The sequence below is a fragment of the Zoogloea sp. genome (assembly GCF_028689785.1).
GTDB lineage: Bacteria > Pseudomonadota > Gammaproteobacteria > Burkholderiales > Rhodocyclaceae > Zoogloea.
Genome location: NZ_JAQVCN010000039.1, coordinates 26,359 through 44,285, shown reverse-complemented (window position 1 = coordinate 44,285; position 17,927 = coordinate 26,359). Strand labels below are relative to the sequence as shown.

The following is a 17,927-nucleotide window of genomic DNA, read 5'->3' as shown; positions in this document are numbered from 1 at the left end:
ACGCTCTTCGCCAGATCAAGGCCAATGCGCGTAATCTTCATGACGGACTCCTTCTTTCTGATTGACCGGGGGGTGACACTTCCCAGTCTGGCTCATCGAAGCCGTTGAAGGAGGGAGGAGTCCATCTTATTGACCTCAGTCGTCTGAATCATCGGCATGCCGTTAATCCAAGTCCGAGGTCGAATGAATTCGACCCCACGGGAGAGCTGCGTACGGGCCGTTGATCACCTGCCCACCTGTGACGCCAGGCATCAAGCGTGGATGAACTCGCCTCCACAGGTGCCATACCCCGCGTCACGGGGCTGGCCGGGGAAGGAACTTACTCCTCGTCCATGGCGGCCGAGGTATACACCGCCTGCACGTCGTCCAGAGACTCCAGCGCGTCGAGCAGCTTCTGCATGCGCAAGGCATCATCGCCGACCAGTTCGGTCTCGTTGAGGGGCTTCATGGTGACTTCGCCGAACTCTGCAGTGAAGCCAGCCTTTTCGAGAGCTTCGCGCACCTCGCCGAACTGGTAGGGATCGGTCAGCACCTCGATGGAACCGTCGTCATTGGTGGCCACATCATCGGCGCCGGCTTCGAGGGCGGCCTCCATCAGCGCGTCCTCCGAAGTGCCCGGCGCAAACAGCAGCTGGCCGCAGTGCTTGAACTGGAAGGCCACACAGCCGTCGGTGCCCATGTTGCCGCCGTACTTGTTGAAGGCATGGCGCACATCGGCCACGGTGCGGGTCTTGTTGTCGGTCAGGCAGTCCACCATCACCGCGGCGCCGGCAATGCCGTAGCCCTCGTAGCGCGATTCTTCATAGGTCACGCCTTCCAGCTCGCCGGTGCCCTTCTTGACGGCACGATCGATGTTGTCGGCGGGCATGTTGACGGCCTTGGCCTTGTCCACCGCCAGGCGCAGGCGCGGGTTGAAGGCGGCATCGCCTCCGCCCATGCGGGCTGCCACGGTGATTTCCTTGGCCAGCCGGGAGAAGACCCGGCCGCGCTTCTCGTCCTGCCGGCCCTTGCGGTGCTGGATATTGGCCCACTTGGAATGACCCGCCATGATTCTGTGTCCTTGCTTCGCGACGTAAAGGCGCGATTTTACCCCGCCACCTGTTTTTCGCGCAGCTTCGGGACTGATCCGCGTCAATTTCATCGGGATTCCACCGGTTTTGATGCCCAGGGCAGATCCTTGCCCGATAATCCCGTCCACCGCTTTTTCGCCCCCGTCTGCCAGGAGAGATTCATGACCGCGCCGCTGCTCATCGCCAAGTCCAAGGACAAGGAAATCCATCTGCTGCCCCAGCTGGCCAACCGCCACGGCCTCATCACCGGCGCAACCGGCACCGGCAAGACCGTCACCCTGCAGAAGATGGCCGAGGCCTTCGCCAGCATCGGCGTTCCGGTGTTCATGGCCGATGTAAAGGGCGATCTGTCCGGCGTTGGCGCGGCGGGCGTCGAATCGCCCAAGCTCAAGGAGCGCCTGGCCGCCCTGGGCATCACCGAGTTCACGCCCCGGGCCAACACCGCCGTGTTCTGGGACGTCTTCGGCGAAGCCGGCCACCCGGTGCGGGCCACCATCTCCGACATGGGCCCGATGCTGCTGGCCCGGCTGCTCAACCTCAACGACACCCAGGCCGGCGTGCTCCAGCTGGTGTTCAAGATCGCCGACGACCAGGGCCTTCTGATCATCGACCTGAAGGACCTGCGCGCCACCATCCAGTACGTGGGTGACAACGCCAAGGAATTCACCACCCAGTACGGCAACATCTCCGCCGCCTCCATCGGCGCCATCCAGCGCGGCCTGCTGGGCATCGAGGCCCAGGGCGGCGACAAGTTCTTCGGCGAGCCCATGCTCGACATCGCCGACCTGATGCAGACCGACGCCGACGGCCGCGGCGTGATCAACATCCTGGCCGCCGACAAGCTCTACAACGCCCCCAAGCTGTACTCCACCTTCCTGCTGTGGATGCTCGCCGAGCTCTTCGAGCAACTGCCCGAAGTGGGCGACGTGGACAAGCCCAAGCTGGTGTTCTTCTTCGACGAGGCCCACCTGCTCTTCAACGAGGCCCCCAAGGCCCTGCTCGAGAAGATCGAGCAGGTGGTACGCCTGATCCGCTCCAAGGGCGTCGGCGTGTACTTCGTCACCCAGAACCCGCTGGATGTGCCCGATACCGTCCTCGGCCAGCTCGGCAACCGCGTCCAGCACGCCCTGCGCGCCTTCACCCCACGGGACCAGAAGGCCGTCAAGACCGCCGCCGAAACCATGCGTGCCAACCCCGAGTTCGACGCCGCCACGGTCATCACAGAGCTGGGCGTGGGCGAGGCCCTGATCTCCTTCCTCGATGAAAAGGGCCGCCCCCACATCGTCGAGCGCGCCTCCATCATTGCCCCGGCCTCACGCCTCGGCCCCCTCACCCCCAGTGAACGCAAGGCCGCCATCGAAAGCTCGGTGATCTACGGGCACTACGAGGAAGTGGTGGACCGTGAGTCCGCCTTCGAGAAACTCCAGGGCCGTGCCGGCACAGCCCCGGCAGCCGGCAGCCCGGCTCCTCGCAATGGTCAGGCGGCCCCGGCAGAAGAGAGCGGCGGCGGCCTCTTCGGCGGCCTCAGCGACATTCTTTTTGGCAGCACGGGCCCCCGCGGCGGGCGTCACCCCGGCCTGGCCGAAACCGCAGCCAAGAGCGTGGCCCGCACCGTCGGCTCCACCATCGGGCGGGAGATCGTGCGCGGCGTGCTCGGCTCCATTCTCGGCGGCGGCAGCCGGCGTCGCTGAGCCCGTGTCCGACAAGCACACGCCCAAGCCCCCTGCCCCCTTCGCCGTTCCCGGCAGCCGCCTGTCGCGCCTCGCGCGGCTGGGCGGCCTCGCCTCGGGGGTGGCGGGCGGCATGCTCGCCGAGGGCCTGCGCCAGCTCGCCCAGGGCCGCCGGCCCAGTGTCGGTGAGCTGCTGCTGACGCCGGCCAACGCCCGCCGGGTCACCGACCAGCTCGCCCAGCTGCGCGGCGCGGCCATGAAGGTGGGGCAGCTGCTGTCCATGGACGCTGGCGACCTGCTGCCCCCCGAGTTCGCCGACATCCTCGCCCGCCTGCGCGCCGACGCCCGCCCCATGCCCATGAGCCAGCTGGTCACGGTGCTGGAGGCCGGCTGGGGGCCTGGCTGGGAGAAACAGTTCAGGCGCTTTTCCTTCACGCCCATGGCCGCCGCCTCCATCGGCCAGGTGCATGCCGCCGAAACCCTGGGCGGGCAGCCCCTGGCCATCAAGGTGCAATACCCGGGCCTGCGCCAGAGCATTTCCAGCGATGTGGACAACGTTGCCACCCTGCTGCGCCTGTCGGGGCTGCTGCCATCCACCCTGGATGTGGCGCCCCTACTCGGCGAGGCCAAGCGTCAGCTCCAAGAAGAAGCCGACTACCTGCGGGAGGGGGAACAGCTCCAGCGCTTCGGCGCCCTGCTGGCCGACAGCCCGGACTACACCCTGCCCTGGGTGCACAAGGGGCTCACCACCCCCGACATTCTGGTCATGGGCTTCGTGGACGGCGTTCCCGTGGAGTCGCTGGAGTCCGCACCCCAGGCGGAGCGCGACCGGGTGATGGGCCTGCTGTTCTCCCTGCTTTTCCGGGAGATCCTGGAGTTTCATCTGGTCCAGACCGACCCCAATTTCGCCAACTACCGTTACGACACCGCCTCCCGCCGCCTGGTACTGCTGGACTTCGGCGCCACCCGGGCCTACTCCCCCGCCATGGTGGATGCCTACCGGCGCCTGCTGAGCGGCGGCGCCCTGGGCGACACCGCCGGCATGAACGCCGCCGCCAGCGAGATCGGCTATTTTCAGGCAGACATCCGGGACCACCATCGCCGCCTGGTGCTGGACATCTTCACCCAGGCCTGCGAGCCCCTGCGCCACAGTGGCCCCTACGACTTCGGCAGCTCAGACCTGGCCCTGCGCATCCGCGACGTGGGCCTCAGGCTGGGCATGGACCGGGAGTTCTGGCACACCCCGCCGGCCGATGCCCTGTTTTTGCACCGCAAGATCGGCGGCCTCTACCTGCTGGCGGCGCGGCTCAAGGCCCGGGTGGATATCCGCGCCCTGTTCCTGCACCACGCCGTCGAGGCCACTCCCCCCCTCAAGCCCCTTTGAGCACCGGGGCTTCCCAATCCTGATAGTCGTCGGTCTGGCGCATGCGCAGCGCGCGCTCCGCCGAGCGCAGGGTGTTCTCGATCAGCATGGTCACCGTCATGGGGCCGACACCGCCGGGCACCGGGGTGATCCAGCTGGCCTTCTCCTTCACCCCCTCGAAATCCACATCGCCGACGATGCGCCCGTCGGGCAAACGGTTGATGCCCACGTCGATGACGATGGCGCCCTGCTTGACCATCTGCGGCACGATCAGCCCCGGCTTGCCGGCGGCCACGATGAGGATGTCGGCCAGGATGGTGTGCTGGGCCAGGTCGCGGGTCTTGGCGTGGCAGATCGTCACTGTCGCTTCGCGCTGCAGCAGCATCAAGGCCATGGGCTTGCCGACGATGTTGCTGGCGCCCACCACCACCACGTTCTTGCCAGCCACGTCGGTGCCGGTGGTGTCGAGCAGCAGCTGCACGCCGTAGGGGGTACAGGGCGGGAAGATGGTGTTGCCCACCACCAGCCCGCCGACGTTGTAGAGGTGAAAACCGTCCACGTCCTTGTGCACGCTGATGGCCTCCAGCACCTTGCGCCCGTCGATGTGGGGCGGCAGAGGCAGCTGGATCAGGATGCCGTGCACGGCCGGGTCGGCGTTGAGGCGGGCGATGGTGGCGAGGACTTCCGACTCTAAGGTGTCGCCCGGCAGGGCGATGTGAAAGGAGCGCACGCCGCACTCCTCGCAGGCCTTCACCTTGTTGCCCACATAAACCCGGCTGGCCGGGTTGTCGCCCACCAGGATCACCGCCAGGCCGGGGGTGACGCCCTGGGCCACAAGGGCGCCGACGCGGGCCTTGAAGCCTTCGCGGAGTTGTTTCGAGAGGGCCTTGCCGTCAATGATCTGGGCTGTCATGGGTTCAGTCTCTTGCTTGAAGGAGCGGGACAGGCTGCCGCCTTTGTGGGGTCGATTTCATTCGACCTCCGTGCGTGGATGACAGGCCAGCCGGTGATCGGCGTCCGCGGGCGACTGCAGTCGCCCCTACGGGGGCCCGGGTGAATGTGGCCTTCCGCTCTCAAGCTCGTGAAGAAATCGTCGCGAGCAGGCCCGAGGTCGCGATGAGGCGCGAAGCTGTACTGGCGTACAGCGAGCACCGGAGTCGCGAGATCGGGACGCGCAGTAGAGTTATTCATGGGCTTAACGGAACACCACGGTCTTGTTGCCGTGCACCAGCACCCGGTCTTCCAGGTGGTAGCGCAGGCCGCGGGCGAGTACAGCCTTCTCGATGTCCTTGCCGTAGCGCACCAGGTCATCGGGGGCGTCCGAGTGGTCCACCCGGATCACGTCCTGTTCGATGATCGGGCCCTGGTCGAGCTCGCTGGTCACGTAGTGGCAGGTGGCGCCGATCAGCTTGACGCCCCGGGTGTAGGCCTGGTGGTAGGGCTTGGCCCCGACGAAGCTGGGCAGGAAGCTGTGGTGGATGTTGATGATCTGCCCCGGGTAGTTCTCGCACAGCTCCGGCGACAGGATCTGCATGTAGCGCGCCAGCACCATCACGTCGCCTTCGGCTTCGCGGAACAGGTCGGCGACCTTGGCGTAGGCGGCGGGCTTGTTCTCCGGCGTCACCGGTACGTGGTGGAAGGGGATGCCGTGCCACTCCACAAAGCCGCGGAAGGTTTCGTGGTTGGAGATGACGCAGGGGATCTCGATGTTCAGCTCGTCGGCCTGCCAGCGCGCCAGCAGGTCGTACAGGCAGTGCTCCTGCTTGGACACCAGGATCACCACGCGCTTCTTGCGGGCGCTGTCGCTGATGCGCCAGTCCATCTGGAACTCGGCGGCGATGGGGGCGAACTTGTCGCGCAGGGTGTCGATGCCGAAGGGCAGCGAGTCGGCCAGGATCTCCTGGCGCATGAAAAAGCGGTTGGCTTCGGCGTCGGCGTGGTGATTGGCCTCGGTGATCCAGCCCTTGTGGTGGGCCAGGAAGGCGCTGACCGCCGCCACGATGCCGACGCGATCGGGGCAGGACAGGGACAGGGTGTAACGTCGGGTGGGGGTGCTCATGCTGTTTTCCTTTTATTGTCGGGGGGGCTGGGCGCGGCATGGGCTGGTGCTTTTGTGGGGTCGAATTCATTCGACCTCCGCGCCTGACGGGCCGGCAGATCGGTGATCGAAGTCCGTGGTCGAATGAATTCGACCCCACAGGAGATGCAGCCCCGGGGGCGGGAGCTCAGCCCTTGGCGGTGCGCTTGAGTTTCTGCGGGTCGTCAAACGGCAGGGTGTGGGTGGTGGCGCCGCAGGTGAGGCTGGCGCCGCGCAGCTCCAGCTTGCGGCCGGCCACCGCGTAGGCAGGATCTAGGCGGGCGATGGCCATGGAGCGCTCGGTGAGGCGCGAGTACATGCCACAGGTGACAAAGCCCACCTTGGTTTCACCGTCGTAGAGGGGATCGCCGCCCAGAGCCGCTTCCTTGCTGGCCAGCTCCACGCCGTAGATCTTGAAGCGCTCCTTGCCCTGCAGGCGGTAGTGCTCGGCGGCGCCGCGGAACTCCTTCTTGCCGGGCGACACGGTGAAGTCCAGGCCCAGCTCCCACAGGCTGTCGCCGATGGGCTCGCCGTCCATGGGGTACATGTCGGAGTTGTCGTAGGGGTAGAACAGCAGGTAGCTCTCCACCCGCAGCCAGTCCAGGGCGGTGAAGGAGCAGGGCATGATGCCCATCGCCTTGCCTTCGGCCACGATGGTGTCCCAGATCAGCGGCGCATCGGCCGCCTTGCAGAAGATCTCGTAGCCCCGCTCGCCGGTGTAGCCGGTGCGGGACAGCATGACCGGACGCCCGAACAGGGTGGTCTGCAGGTGGTGGAAATAGGGCAGATCGCGGATGCCCGGCACATGTCTGGCCAGAAAATCCACCGCCGCCGGCCCCTGCAGGGACAGATCGTGCAGGTCGTCGTCGAACAGCACCACCACATTGCGGCCCACGGCGCCGCGGGTCAGGATCTCGTGCCCAGCGCCCGAGCCATGCACCACCATGAAACTGTTGGGCCCGTTGCGGTAGATCACGCAGTCGTCGATGAACTTGCCGGCCTCGTTGAGCATGCAGGCGTACACCGACTTGCCCGGATAGAGCTTGCTGACGTTGCGGGTGGTGGCGAAGTTGATCAGCGCCTCGGCGTGGGGGCCGATGATGTGCATCTTCTTCAGCCCCGACACATCCATCAGCCCCGCCGTGGTGCGGATGGCCGCGTGCTCGTCGGCCAGGCTGGTGGAATAGGTCCACGCGGTACCCATGCCGTTCCAGTCTTCGAGGCCGGAACCCAGGGCGCGATGGCGGTCGGCGAGGACCGAAAGTCTCCATGAACTCATTTGAAACTCCTTGCTGAAAGGGTTTGGGAATTGAGTTCATTAGGCCAGCCGGGCCGGCGGCGGGAAATACTACTCTGGTACTACTTCAGGGAGAGGGGCGCGGCAGCGCGGGCAGCCGGAAGCCCGCGACGCCCCCGTGGGGTCGAATTCATTCGACCGCGGACTTTGGTCACAGGCATGTCGATGATCTGGCGGGCTGAGGTCGAATGAATTCGACCCCACGGGTGCTTTGACTCCCCTACATGGACGCGCTGCGTTCTCCTTCGCGCAGCTCGCGCAGCCATACGGCGGCTTCGAAGCGGTTGCGCAGGTTGAGCTTCTGCAGCACGTGCTTCACATGCACCTTCACCGTGCTTTCGGCGATGCCCAGGGAGCGGGCCACGATCTTGTTGGAGGCGCCCTTGGACACCAGCTCCAGGGTCTCCTGCTCCCGCACCGTCAGGGAGGCCCAGCCGGCGTCTATGCTCTCGCGGCTGGGGGGCAGGGGCTTGGCGAGGAGGCCGCCGACTTCGGCCGACAGCACCGTCCCCCCCGCCGCCACCTGGCGCAGCTTGAGGCAGAACTCGTCCGGCTCCATGTCCTTCAGCAGGTAGCCGCTGGCCCCGGCCTTGAGGGCCTCCATCACGTCGAAGCTGGAGTCCGACACGGTGAGCATCACCAGCCGGGTGGCCGAGCCCGCCGACTGCAGGGCGCGCACCACCGATATGCCGTCGAGGCCCTTCATGTGCAGGTCCACCAGGGCAACGTCGGGGCGGTGGGTGAGCACCGCCTCGATGCCCTCGGCACCGGAGGCGGCCTCGGCCACCACCTGGATGTCGCCATACATGGACAGGAGCTGGCCGATGCCCTTGCGGAACAGGGCGTGGTCATCCACCACCACGAGGCGTATCGAGGCCCCCTCGGCGCCCGGCGGGGTGCCCGTCATTGCATCATCCATGGCGCTCATTTCCTTGTTTGAGTCATCGGGTTCAGGTGCCCGCCGCGCGGGGGCGAAAGCGCATCTCGACGCAGGTGCCCAGGTCGTCGCTGCCGGCCTGCAGGCTCAGGCTGCCCCCCAGCTGGCGAGCCCGTTCGCGCATGATGGAGACACCGTGGTGGCCTTCGCCGCCGCTGTCGGGCTGGATACCGCGGCCGTCGTCCTCCACCCGCACCCGCACCTCTCCCCCTTCGATGCAGTCGAGGCGGATCAGGGCATGGTCGGCACGGGCGTGGCGAATCACGTTGGTCAGAGCCTCACGGACGATCTGCAGCAGGTGGAACTCCTCATTCACCGACAGGGACGCGTCACCAAGCCGGTAGTCCAGCCCGATCTCGGTGCCGGCCCGGGCCGACAGCTCCTCCACCACCTCGCGCAGGGCCTGCTGCAAGCCCCCTGGCGGCATGCTGGTGCGGAAGGCGGAGAGCAGCTCGCGCAGGTGGCGGTAGGCACTGTCCAGCCCGGTCTTGATCTCCGCCGACACCTCCAGCACCCGCCCGCCGGGGGCGCAGGCGGCGCAGCTGCGGCCGATCTCCAGCTGCAGGCGGGCGATCTGCAATTTCATGTAGGAGAGGGCCTGGGCCAGGGAATCATGGAGCTCGCCGGCAATGGCATTGCGTTCGTCCATCAGGGCCAGCCGGCGGCGGCGCTGGTTGCGCTGCAGGTTGCCGAGGGACAGGGCGAACAGCGCGGCCAGGGCATCCACCAGGCGGCTGTGACGGCTCTCGAAAAGGAATTCGCCCGGTGCCTCGACGATCAGCACCCCGTAGATGTTGTCGGCGTCGCGCACCGGCACGGCCAGCTCGACGATCTCCCCCGCCGGGCCGGACACCGAGCGGCGCAGGCCGCCGCCCCGGGCCAGCACCTCCGCGTCAAACTCGTCGAGCAGACGGGCCAGCCGCGGTGCGCCCAGCTGGGCCGGCACGCCCAGCCCTTCGGCCACCAGGTCGAGAAGCGCCAGGGAACAGCAGCGGGCCTGCAGGCAGTCCGCCATGTCCTCCAGCAGAGCGGTCAGCCAGGGCGTACTGGCGCTGTTCTCGGCCAGACAGGCACAGGCCCGGTAGATGAATTCCAGGGAGCGGGCGGCAAAGCGCTCCTGCTCGCGGGCGTGGCGGGACAGGCGCTCGCCGTCGGCCAGGCGCCCGCCCAGCTGGTCGGCCACCCCGTCCAGGGCACGCACCAGGCGGTCGATCTCGTCTGCGCCCCCGGCCGGTGCCGCCACCGCACCAGCGGTGTGCGCGGCCACCCTCGCCAGGGCGAGATCGGTGCGCAGGGCCAGCACCTTCCAGGCGCCGCGCACGATCAGGGCGCAGCCCACCAGAAACAGCAGGGCCAGCACCGCCTGCATCAACACCACCCCAGCCAGGCGTGACGCAAGCTCGCCGCCCGGGGCGGCCCGGGCCGCCAGTTCCAGGCGCACGGCCAGGCCGGCGCTGAAGAACAGGCCCACCGCCAGGCTGGCCAGGCAGGCCAGCATCAAGCTCAAACGGGACAGCAGGGGATAACGATGGAGCACGGTCGGGAAGCCTGTGAGGGTTGCGCCGCCCTTCGGCGCACATCACCAAAAAGCAACTTTCGCGCCCCACATGAAACTCATGCCAATGGCGTCAGCCCCCGCCTCCCACGCGCCCATCGCCCCCGCCGTGAAGGGGCTGACCGGCCTCCCCCTGCGGGAGAAAGCCAGGTATCGCCTACTTCAGGGTGGCGAGGTAGGCCAGCAGGTCGGCCCGCTCGGTGCCGCTGGCCAGCCCGTCATACTTCATCTTGCCCCCCGGCACGGCCTTGCGGGGGTTGCTCACGTAGGCATCGATACGCTCCGGCGTCCAGGTAATGCCGCTGGCTTTCAGTGGATCGGAGTAGGTGGCGTCGGCGACTGCCCCGGCCTTGCGGCCGACGATGGCGAACAGGGTCGGCCCCTTCTTGTTCTTGCCCTCCCGTACGCTGTGGCATTCAGCGCACTCGGTGGCAAAGACGTCTCTGCCACGCTCCAGGTCCGCGGCCTGGGCGCGATGACCGCCGCCGGACAGCATGTAAAGCAGCAGCAGGCCGAAAGGTAGGGAACGGAGTTTCATTTCACCCTCCTCAGAACGAAGTCCAGGCAAAGATGAACAAGGTGTTGTTGTCCTTCGCGTCCCGTCCTTCGCCGTCATAGTTGCTCTTGGCACCGTTGTACTTGGTGTACATCGTGTATTGGGCTCCCAGCCTCAGGTTCGCCCACGGGGCGCCCCAGGAGCTTTCCTTGCCCCAGGGCGTCCAGTCGGCCTGGAAGATGTAGCCAGAGGTGTTGGGTGAGCCGTTGGCGTAGCCCTCGCTGTACAGACTGGCATCACGACTGCCACGGGTGGTGAAGCGGCCCACGGTGGCGCCCCAGGTCTGCAGGAAGTGGTAGGACGCGCCCACACGCATTTCGTTGAGGCGGCCCTTCTGGTTGTCGGCTTCGCCGTTGGCGAACATCTGGTTGCGGGTCTGGCGCTCGCGGATGTAGCTGCCGTTGGCGGTAAACACATGCTCCCGTGTGCCGAGGAACTGGTAGGACGCATCGAACCCCAGATCGTTGTAGCGGTTGCTGCCGGGCACGCTGCGGTCGGGCTGCAGGCTGGTGTTGAGGCCGAACACGCCCACGTTGAAGGCCTGCTTCTTGAAGTCCTGGAACAGGGCCAGGCGCCAGTAGGCGGTGCCGCTGCCCAGGCGGCCGATGTCATCGGCCTTGCCCAGACCGAGGCGACTCTGCATGGTCACCGGCAGAGAGCGATAGGTGCCGACTTCGGCATAGACCAGGTCGTTCCAGAAGGTGTAAGCGGAGAGCCCGGTCACCCTTTGTTCCAGGGCGCCGTTGATGATCGTCGCCGCGTCGCCCATGCCGAAGCCGAAGGCCGAGGAGGTATACGGGAAGCCCCACACGGTCATCGAGTTGAAGGGGTCCTGAACCCCCGGGTTGTTGTGGAAGGACAGACCGAAGGTGGTCTCCTTGCCGGCGATCTCGGTGGTGTGCACGGCACGGATGTCAGCCTGGTCCAGGGCGGTGGTCCGGCCGACGCCGTCGTAGGTGGCCTGGATGAAGGCGCCGATCTTGTCGCTGAGCTTGCCAGCCAGGAACAGGGAGGCCTCGTCCATGGCCAGGTTGCGATTGACGCTGCCGTGCTCGGGTTTTTCGGGCAGGTTCTTGGCGGTCTGGTTGAAGGAGGCGACGATCATGGCCGAGATGGGCACCTTGCCCCCCTTGCCGTCGGAGTCGGTGTAACCACCGATCTTGAACTTCACGCCGTAGGGGGTGAGCTGCGGGCCGTAGGCGCCCACGTGGCAGGCCGCACATTCCTGGCCCGTCTGCCGGGCAAAGCTGGGGACGGCGTGGGCGCTGGGCAGGCCAGCCAGCAGGCCGACAAGGCCCAGGGCCAGGGTGCGCAACTGACGCAGGGAGGCGCCAAGGGAAAGGGCGCAGGCCGCACCCCGGCGTGGCGGTTCGAAAGAGCGCATGGAGGTCTCCTGAAAGAAGGTCGTGGCGGAAAGGTGAAAAACGTCAGGGACGCCGGCGCAGCGCGGGCAGCATGCTGCGCAGGACCCCGTCCTTGAGGATGAAGTGGTGGTGGAGGGCAGCAGCAGCGTGCAGCCCGATCAGGCCAAGCAGCAGGTAGGCACCGGTTTCGTGGAGCTCCGAGGCGAGATCGCCCAGGTCTTCATCCATATCCACCAGATTCGGGAGGGTGAACAGGCCGAAGAAGCCTGCCGGCTTGCCGTGGCTGCTGGCAAGCAGCCATCCGCATACGGGAACGGCGATGAGCAGAAGGTAGAGGAGCCCGTGGGTTGCCGCGGCGCCCAGGCGCGCGAGAGCCGGGAGCTCGGCAACGGCGGGCAGCGGATGAAGAAACACACGCAGGACGAGGCGTGCCAGGCCAAGGCCGAGCAGGAGCAGCCCGAAGCTCTTGTGGAGATTGAGGAGGAGAGTCCGCAGGGCCTTCTCGTCCACCGCCTCGCGCCCGAAGACCAGCGTTACCGCCACCACCAGCGCGAGCACAGTGATCCAGTGAAATACGACCAGGAGGGCCGGGCGGCGGCTGGCTGGTTCGGGGAGGGGCGAAGCGGAAGAGGTCATGGCAGTACCGGGTCGAGACGGACGATGGCCCCGACGGTAGCGTGTGCTGCCCTTCAATTCCCTGACGATCACCCGTCAGGGCAGGCCATCAATCCTGACTGGCCGGAAACTCCAGGTGGAACAGGGCGCCATGGCCGGAGGCCCCCTCCGACAGGGTCAGGGTGGCGCCATGCCGGTCGGCCACCTCGCGAACGATGGCCAACCCCAGCCCCGACCCGGGCGTCGTGGTGTCGCCACCGCGCCGGAAGCGCTCGAAGATGCTGGCCCGCGCCGCTTCCGGAATACCGGGGCCGTCATCCTCCACCTCGATGCAGGCGCCCCCTGCGGGACTCGGGCCACAGCGCAGCGTGATGCGCCCGCCCCGGGGAAGGTAGCGGATGGCGTTCTCCACCAGGTTGGCCAGCATTTCCCGCAGCATCCAGGCCGAGCCCTGCACGGTCGCCTCCCCCGGTTCGAGGCCCAGGTCGATGTCCTTGGCCACCGCCGCGTCCAGAAAATCGTCCACCACCGCAGCTGCCAGCCCATGCAGCTGAACCGGACGGCGCTCTCCGGCCAGGACGGCATCCGACGACGAGCGGGCCAGGGCCAGCATCTGCTGAGTCAGGTGGGCGAGCCGGCCGAGGGGCTCCTGGAGGCGGCTGACCCGACTCCGGGCGTCGGGCGGGAGCTCGCCCAGCGTAAGCTCAAGCTGGGTCTGCAGGCCCGCAAGAGGGGTGCGCAGCTGGTGTGCCGCGTTGGACAGGAAGGCTTGCTGCGCATGCCCGGCCTCATCAAGGTCGGACATCAGCCGGTTGATGGAGCGCACCAGCGCCCGGGTCTCGCCAGGTGCTTCGGATTCCACCAGCGGGCGGAAATCGAGGCCACTGCGGCCGGCGATCTGATCGCTCAGATCATCAAGGGGGCGCAGCGCCACGCGAACCCCGAAATAGACCAGCAGCAGGGCCGCGGCGATGATCAGCACATTGGGGCCGATCGTCGCGAAGAGTATCTGCCCCGCCGCGGTGCGGCGCTTGTTGAGGGTTTCGGTGACCAGGACGTAGGCATCCATGCCCTTGCCCACGTAATGGTAGGCGGCGGTGCGCACCGGCTGGCCTTCGAGCACCGCATCCTCCAGCTGGACCCGATTGCTCGGCACCGGGCGCGGCAGGGCGAGCAAGGGCGTGTCACCGGCGATGACCTTGCCCTGGGTGGAGACCACCAGATAGCGAACCTGATCATAGGGGTCGGCGCGCAGGATCTCATCCGCCGCCGGAGGCAGGTCCACCTCCATGTCCACGTCGTCATCGTCCCGCTCAAGCCGGGTAGCCAGGGCAATGGCCGTACTGCTCAAGGCGTTGTCATAGGCCTGACTGGCGATATGGATGGCGGAGCGGTACTCGGCAAACACGCTCAGGGCCAACAAGATCAGCAAGGGCCAGGAGATGAAGGCCAGCAGCCTGGCCCGCAGGGGGCGAACCTCACGCCGCCGGCGCAGCATCATCGACCTCCAGCTCAATGCGATAGCCAATCCCCCGCACGGTGCGGATGCTCAGGCCACTACCCAGCAGCTTGCCGCGCAGGCGGGAGACATAGATCTCGACCGCATTCGGGGTGATCTCCTTGTCCCACTGGCTGAGGCTGTCGGCCAGCTTGGCCTTGGCGACCACCCGGGGCATGCCCAGCACCAGCTGCTCCAGGATGCTCCATTCGCGCCCGGTGAGCTCCAGGGGCCTTCCGTTCAGACGGGCCTCGTGACGCTGGGCATCCAGTTCGAGGGCCCCCACGGACAGGGCCAGACTGGCTGCCGCCCGGCTGCGCCGGATCAGGGCCCGGATGCGCGCCATCAACTCCTGCAGCAGGAAGGGCTTGGTCAGGTAGTCGTCCCCCCCGATGTCCAGCCCGACGACCCGGTCGTCGAGGGCGTCCCGGGCCGTCAGGATGAGGACCGGCGTGAGAGCACCCCGCTGCCGGAGCTGCCGGATCAGGTCCAACCCGCTCATGCCCGGCAGCCCGATGTCGATGATCGCCAGATCGTAGGCGGTGTGCCCCAGCACCGCGAGTGCCGGCTCGGCCGCGCCCAGAGCATCGACACGGAAGCCTTCGCGGCCGAGTGCCTCCAGCAGCCCCGCGGACAGCACATCGTCGTCCTCGACCAGCAGCAATCTCATTGACGTTTCTCCTTACGCCTCCTCACCCTTCCAGAAACGCTCCATGGCGATGTAAGCGTAGGACGCCGACCAGCCGATGAGGAGCAGCCCGTTGAGGGCCTCGGCACCGGCCAGCAGGCGGACGGCCCCGGTGGGCACCACGTCGCCATAGCCAAGGGAGGTATAGGTCTCAGCCGAAAAATACAGGCTGGTGGCCATGGAGAAGCTCTCCGCCTCCTGGAGAGAACCCAGGCCCAGCTGATGGATGAGGGTATACAGCGCCACCGCGTACAGGAGGATCTCCACCACATGCGCCAGGAAGGCGGTGATGATGACCAGAATGAGCTTGGCCCGAGGCTGGATGCGGACCAGGGGCAGCACGATGCTCAAGCCCCGCAGCACTTCGTAGTGGATCAGGGTGGTGGCGACCAGCAGGCCAAGGCAGACAACAATCACGAGCAGCATCGCTGCGCTCCGACAAAGGAATCGGGCGCCATTCTGGGCCCGATTCGCGCGGCGTGAAAGCCCGCCCGCGCCCTGCCGGTGCCACCCGCGCACCAGCGCTGTGCGCCGCTGCCCGCCCCCACTGCGGAATCCCCCCTCGCCCCGCAATCCGGGGCAGCCGGGGCGGTGGAGTGAATCCTGCTTTCCAGGCTATTGCCGAGACCTTCCGCCCCCTCCGATGACCCTCTACCTGTTTGCCACCCTGCTGGCATCCGCCCTCCTCGCCATTGCTCTCGGCGACGCAGGCCAGCCCTCGCCAGCGGTGTGGGCCCTGCCCCTGCTGCCAGCCCTGGCCTGGGCCACCCTGCGCTTCGGCCGCGAAGGCCGCATCGCCCCCCTACCCCATGGCCACACCGACGTAACCGGCCAGCCTCTCACCCACTTCGCCCTGCACAGCGGCCAGCCGGCCCTGCTCGCCGAGGGGGGGCGCATCGCCAATGCCAACCAGGCCCTGCTGCGTACCCTCGGGCTGGAGGGGCGCGGTGACGAGCTGATCGGCATGCCCCTGGACAACATCGTGCATCCCAAGCATCACAGCCGCCTCACCGCCCTGCTGGCCGCCGAAACCGCCTCCGGCGACGCGGGCGTGATCACCCTGCTGCGGGCCGACGGGGTGCCCTGGCTGGCCCGCCTGAGCCTGTTCCGTGGCGACCGCTCCCCCGTCGCCCTGCTCCAGTTCGGCGCCCCCGCCGAGCGGCCAGACGCCAGCCCTGACCGCCAGTGGGGCAACCGCCTGGCCCATTTCGCCGGCGAGATCCTGTTCGCCCTCGACAGCCAGCTGCTGGTCACCTGGCTCAACCCCCAGTGGGAGAAGGCCAGCGGCCGCCCGGTGGCGGACAGCCTGTTCCTGCCCTTCCTGCCCCTTTTCCACCTGGAAGACCGGGCCGCCCTGACCAAAGGCCTGCGCCAGCTGCAGGCCGGCGAGCGCGACGCCCTGACCCTTGAAGTGCGCACCCTGGCCGGCCGCGCCCTCGGCCCCCGCTGGGTGGAACTGCGCGCCTGGTCCCTCGACCTGCCCGCAGGCGGCGAGGCCGGCATCGTCGGCATGCTGCTGGACATCGACCAGCGCCGTCGCCGCGAGGAGGCCCTGCGCGCCCAGCGGCGCAGCCTGCACACCATGCTCGACAACCTGCCGGGCATGATCTACCGGGGCCAGAACGACAAACACTGGACCATGGAATTCGTCAGCGAGGGCTGCTTCGAGCTCACCGGCTACACCCCGCTGGAGCTGGTGGACAACCAGTCGGCCCGCTTCGCCGACCTGATCCATCCGGAAGACCGGGACTTCGTGTGGAACTACGTGCAGATGCGCCTGACCCGGCGTGAGCGCTACGAGCTCAGCTACCGCATCATCGACCGGGACGGCCAGGTCCGCTGGGTGTGGGAGCAGGGCCGCGGCATTCATTCGAGCCGGGGCGAGTTCCTCGGTCTGGAGGGCTTCATCACCGACGTGAGCAGCAGCCGCGGCGCCCAGGAGGAGGCCCGGCGGCGCCTGTTCTTCGACAACGCGGCCGGCCTGCTGGGCTTCAGCCTGTTCCTCGACCGGCTGCAACACCTTTTCCAGCACGCTCCCATCGCCGACTATCCCTTCGCCCTCTTCCATCTGGCCGTGGACGCCCTCGACAGCATCCAGGCCGAGCATGGCCCGGCCATGGCCGAGAGGGTACTGGTGGAGAGTGGCAAACGCCTGCGCGTGATCCACAGCGACTGCAACGGCGCGGCCCGCCACGGGGATGGCTTTGCCGTGCTGATTGCCGACTTCCGCCCCGAAACCCTGGCCTGGGCCGGCCCCTGCGACGCGCCCCACGCATCCCAGACGGGCCTGCTCCACCTGAGCACGGCCCTCGCCAGCCTGATCGAACGCCCCCTGCGCATCGACGGGCAGACCATCAACGTGCACGCCCGCATCGGCATCGCACCGCCACCATCCACCTGCGCCGACGCGGCAGCCATGCTGGCCGAGGCACTCAAGGCCCCGTCTTCACCCGGATAGCGTCCTTCTCCTTGCCATAACGCGCGGGTGTTGCGGGCGGCGCCCCAACGTCCTGCGCAGTCCGGGCAGCGGCGCTCAGGAAATATTTTCAAACACCTGCATCCAGATCGCTGCGCCGTGGGTAGTAGAGATAGCAGCGTCCTATGCGCTGCCCACTAAAAACCCCCAATCCACGGAGCACAGACCATGAAAACCACCCTCGCCACCCTCGTTTCCGCCCTCGCCCTCGGCGCCTGCACCACCACGCCCATGGGCAGCAGCTACAGCCAGGACACCCTGCCCGAAGGCATCCGCGTACCAGCCGGCCATGTCGTGGCCTGGGAGACCGTCGGCAGCGGCGACATCACCTATGAATGCCGCGACAAGGCCGGCGCCGGTGGCCAGACCGAATGGGCCTTCGTCGGCCCCAAGGCGGTGCTCAAGGACCGCGCCGGCCAGGTGGTGGGCAGCTACTACGGCCCTCCCGCCACCTGGGAAGCCAGCGACGGCTCGCGCCTCACCGGCACCCAGCTGGCCGTGGCCCCCGCGGGGGCGGGCAACCTGCCCTATCAGTTGGTGAAAACCAACCCGGCCATAGGCCAGGGCGCCCTCAACGGCGTCACCCACATCCAGCGCGTTGCCCTGAAGGGCGGTGTAGCCCCGACCACGGAATGCAGCACCGCCACCCGCGGCAAGCGCGAGACGGTGACCTACCAGGCCGACTACATTTTCTGGAAAGCGCGCTGAGCGACAGAGGGCACGCATGCTGCGAGCTGTCGGGTAAGATCGGCCCAGGCCCA

At 67.4% G+C, this 17,927-nt stretch carries 16 protein-coding genes; 4 read left to right on the top strand and 12 right to left on the bottom strand.

Going from position 1 to position 17,927, the window contains the following annotated elements; translation table 11 throughout:
* Positions 1 to 319 precede the first annotated feature (319 nt).
* The gene (locus tag PHI64_RS15840) at positions 320 to 1,048 is read right to left on the bottom strand and encodes a YebC/PmpR family DNA-binding transcriptional regulator (RefSeq protein ID WP_299884580.1); all 729 of its coding nucleotides are present in this window, start codon (positions 1,046 to 1,048) and stop codon (positions 320 to 322) included.
* A 183-nt stretch (positions 1,049 to 1,231) separates the two neighbouring features.
* Here PHI64_RS15840 and PHI64_RS15835 point away from each other — a divergent pair, with 183 nt between their 5' ends.
* Both PHI64_RS15835 and PHI64_RS15830 read left to right on the top strand, forming a co-directional pair.
* Complete coding sequence (locus PHI64_RS15835; RefSeq protein ID WP_299884578.1) at positions 1,232 to 2,761, top strand: helicase HerA-like C-terminal domain-containing protein; 1,530 nt, start codon at positions 1,232 to 1,234, stop codon at positions 2,759 to 2,761.
* Between the two features lie 4 nt (positions 2,762 to 2,765).
* The gene (locus tag PHI64_RS15830; protein ID WP_299884575.1) at positions 2,766 to 4,124 is read left to right on the top strand and encodes an AarF/ABC1/UbiB kinase family protein; all 1,359 of its coding nucleotides are present in this window, start codon (positions 2,766 to 2,768) and stop codon (positions 4,122 to 4,124) included.
* Here the strand turns inward: PHI64_RS15830 and folD are convergent.
* From folD to PHI64_RS15775, 11 genes are all read right to left on the bottom strand, one after another.
* The gene (gene folD, locus PHI64_RS15825; protein ID WP_299884572.1) at positions 4,111 to 5,016 is read right to left on the bottom strand and encodes a bifunctional methylenetetrahydrofolate dehydrogenase/methenyltetrahydrofolate cyclohydrolase FolD; all 906 of its coding nucleotides are present in this window, start codon (positions 5,014 to 5,016) and stop codon (positions 4,111 to 4,113) included. The genes PHI64_RS15830 and folD overlap by 14 nt on opposite strands.
* A 282-nt stretch (positions 5,017 to 5,298) precedes the next feature.
* Complete coding sequence (gene purU / locus PHI64_RS15820; protein ID WP_299884569.1) at positions 5,299 to 6,162, bottom strand: formyltetrahydrofolate deformylase; 864 nt, start codon at positions 6,160 to 6,162, stop codon at positions 5,299 to 5,301.
* 166 nt (positions 6,163 to 6,328) lie between these two features.
* A complete protein-coding gene (locus PHI64_RS15815) occupies positions 6,329 to 7,459 on the bottom strand; it encodes an aminomethyltransferase family protein (RefSeq protein WP_299884566.1) in 1,131 nt (376 codons plus the stop codon).
* Between the two features lie 238 nt (positions 7,460 to 7,697).
* Entirely contained in the window at positions 7,698 to 8,396 is a 699-nt protein-coding gene (locus tag PHI64_RS15810) for a response regulator (protein ID WP_299884563.1), read from the bottom strand.
* Between the two features lie 31 nt (positions 8,397 to 8,427).
* Positions 8,428 to 9,951, bottom strand: coding sequence for an ATP-binding protein (locus tag PHI64_RS15805; RefSeq protein WP_299884560.1), 1,524 nt, complete (start codon positions 9,949 to 9,951; stop codon positions 8,428 to 8,430).
* A gap of 175 nt (positions 9,952 to 10,126) precedes the next feature.
* Positions 10,127 to 10,507, bottom strand: coding sequence for a c-type cytochrome (locus tag PHI64_RS15800; RefSeq protein ID WP_299884556.1), 381 nt, complete (start codon positions 10,505 to 10,507; stop codon positions 10,127 to 10,129).
* A 10-nt stretch (positions 10,508 to 10,517) separates the two neighbouring features.
* Positions 10,518 to 11,909, bottom strand: a complete 1,392-nt coding sequence (locus PHI64_RS15795; protein WP_299884553.1) for a cytochrome C — start codon at positions 11,907 to 11,909, stop codon at positions 10,518 to 10,520.
* A gap of 43 nt (positions 11,910 to 11,952) precedes the next feature.
* Positions 11,953 to 12,525 carry a cytochrome b gene (locus PHI64_RS15790; RefSeq protein WP_299884551.1) on the bottom strand — a complete coding sequence of 191 codons (573 nt, stop codon included), beginning with the start codon at positions 12,523 to 12,525 and terminating at the stop codon, positions 11,953 to 11,955.
* Positions 12,526 to 12,613: 88 nt separating this feature from the next.
* Complete coding sequence (locus tag PHI64_RS15785) at positions 12,614 to 14,005, bottom strand: sensor histidine kinase (protein WP_299884548.1); 1,392 nt, start codon at positions 14,003 to 14,005, stop codon at positions 12,614 to 12,616.
* Positions 13,983 to 14,672, bottom strand: a complete 690-nt coding sequence (locus PHI64_RS15780) for a response regulator transcription factor (protein ID WP_299884546.1) — start codon at positions 14,670 to 14,672, stop codon at positions 13,983 to 13,985. Before PHI64_RS15780 ends, PHI64_RS15785 begins: the two co-directional genes overlap by 23 nt.
* Positions 14,673 to 14,684: 12 nt before the next feature.
* Positions 14,685 to 15,116 carry a potassium channel family protein gene (locus PHI64_RS15775; protein ID WP_299884543.1) on the bottom strand — a complete coding sequence of 144 codons (432 nt, stop codon included), beginning with the start codon at positions 15,114 to 15,116 and terminating at the stop codon, positions 14,685 to 14,687.
* Between the two features lie 217 nt (positions 15,117 to 15,333).
* Between PHI64_RS15775 and PHI64_RS15770 the strand changes: the two genes are divergently transcribed.
* Positions 15,334 to 17,148, top strand: coding sequence for a PAS domain-containing protein (locus PHI64_RS15770; protein WP_299884541.1), 1,815 nt, complete (start codon positions 15,334 to 15,336; stop codon positions 17,146 to 17,148).
* A gap of 186 nt (positions 17,149 to 17,334) precedes the next feature.
* Positions 17,335 to 17,874, top strand: a complete 540-nt coding sequence (locus tag PHI64_RS15765) for a DUF3455 domain-containing protein (RefSeq protein WP_299884538.1) — start codon at positions 17,335 to 17,337, stop codon at positions 17,872 to 17,874.
* The last annotated feature ends 53 nt before the right edge of the window (positions 17,875 to 17,927 follow it).

What these genes read in the sequence shown, in the direction of transcription:
- PHI64_RS15840 (WP_299884580.1), bottom strand. Translation starts at nt 1,048, where the DNA reads ATGGCGGGTCATTCCAAGTGGGCCAATATCCAGCACCGCAAGGGCCGG.
- PHI64_RS15835 (WP_299884578.1), top strand. Translation starts at nt 1,232, where the DNA reads ATGACCGCGCCGCTGCTCATCGCCAAGTCCAAGGACAAGGAAATCCAT.
- folD (WP_299884572.1), bottom strand. Translation starts at nt 5,016, where the DNA reads ATGACAGCCCAGATCATTGACGGCAAGGCCCTCTCGAAACAACTCCGC.
- purU (WP_299884569.1), bottom strand. Translation starts at nt 6,162, where the DNA reads ATGAGCACCCCCACCCGACGTTACACCCTGTCCCTGTCCTGCCCCGAT.
- PHI64_RS15815 (WP_299884566.1), bottom strand. Translation starts at nt 7,459, where the DNA reads ATGAGTTCATGGAGACTTTCGGTCCTCGCCGACCGCCATCGCGCCCTG.
- PHI64_RS15810 (WP_299884563.1), bottom strand. Translation starts at nt 8,396, where the DNA reads ATGGATGATGCAATGACGGGCACCCCGCCGGGCGCCGAGGGGGCCTCG.
- PHI64_RS15800 (WP_299884556.1), bottom strand. Translation starts at nt 10,507, where the DNA reads ATGAAACTCCGTTCCCTACCTTTCGGCCTGCTGCTGCTTTACATGCTG.
- PHI64_RS15795 (WP_299884553.1), bottom strand. Translation starts at nt 11,909, where the DNA reads ATGCGCTCTTTCGAACCGCCACGCCGGGGTGCGGCCTGCGCCCTTTCC.
- PHI64_RS15790 (WP_299884551.1), bottom strand. Translation starts at nt 12,525, where the DNA reads ATGACCTCTTCCGCTTCGCCCCTCCCCGAACCAGCCAGCCGCCGCCCG.
- PHI64_RS15785 (WP_299884548.1), bottom strand. Translation starts at nt 14,005, where the DNA reads ATGATGCTGCGCCGGCGGCGTGAGGTTCGCCCCCTGCGGGCCAGGCTG.
- PHI64_RS15780 (WP_299884546.1), bottom strand. Translation starts at nt 14,672, where the DNA reads ATGAGATTGCTGCTGGTCGAGGACGACGATGTGCTGTCCGCGGGGCTG.
- PHI64_RS15775 (WP_299884543.1), bottom strand. Translation starts at nt 15,116, where the DNA reads ATGCTGCTCGTGATTGTTGTCTGCCTTGGCCTGCTGGTCGCCACCACC.
- PHI64_RS15770 (WP_299884541.1), top strand. Translation starts at nt 15,334, where the DNA reads ATGACCCTCTACCTGTTTGCCACCCTGCTGGCATCCGCCCTCCTCGCC.
- PHI64_RS15765 (WP_299884538.1), top strand. Translation starts at nt 17,335, where the DNA reads ATGAAAACCACCCTCGCCACCCTCGTTTCCGCCCTCGCCCTCGGCGCC.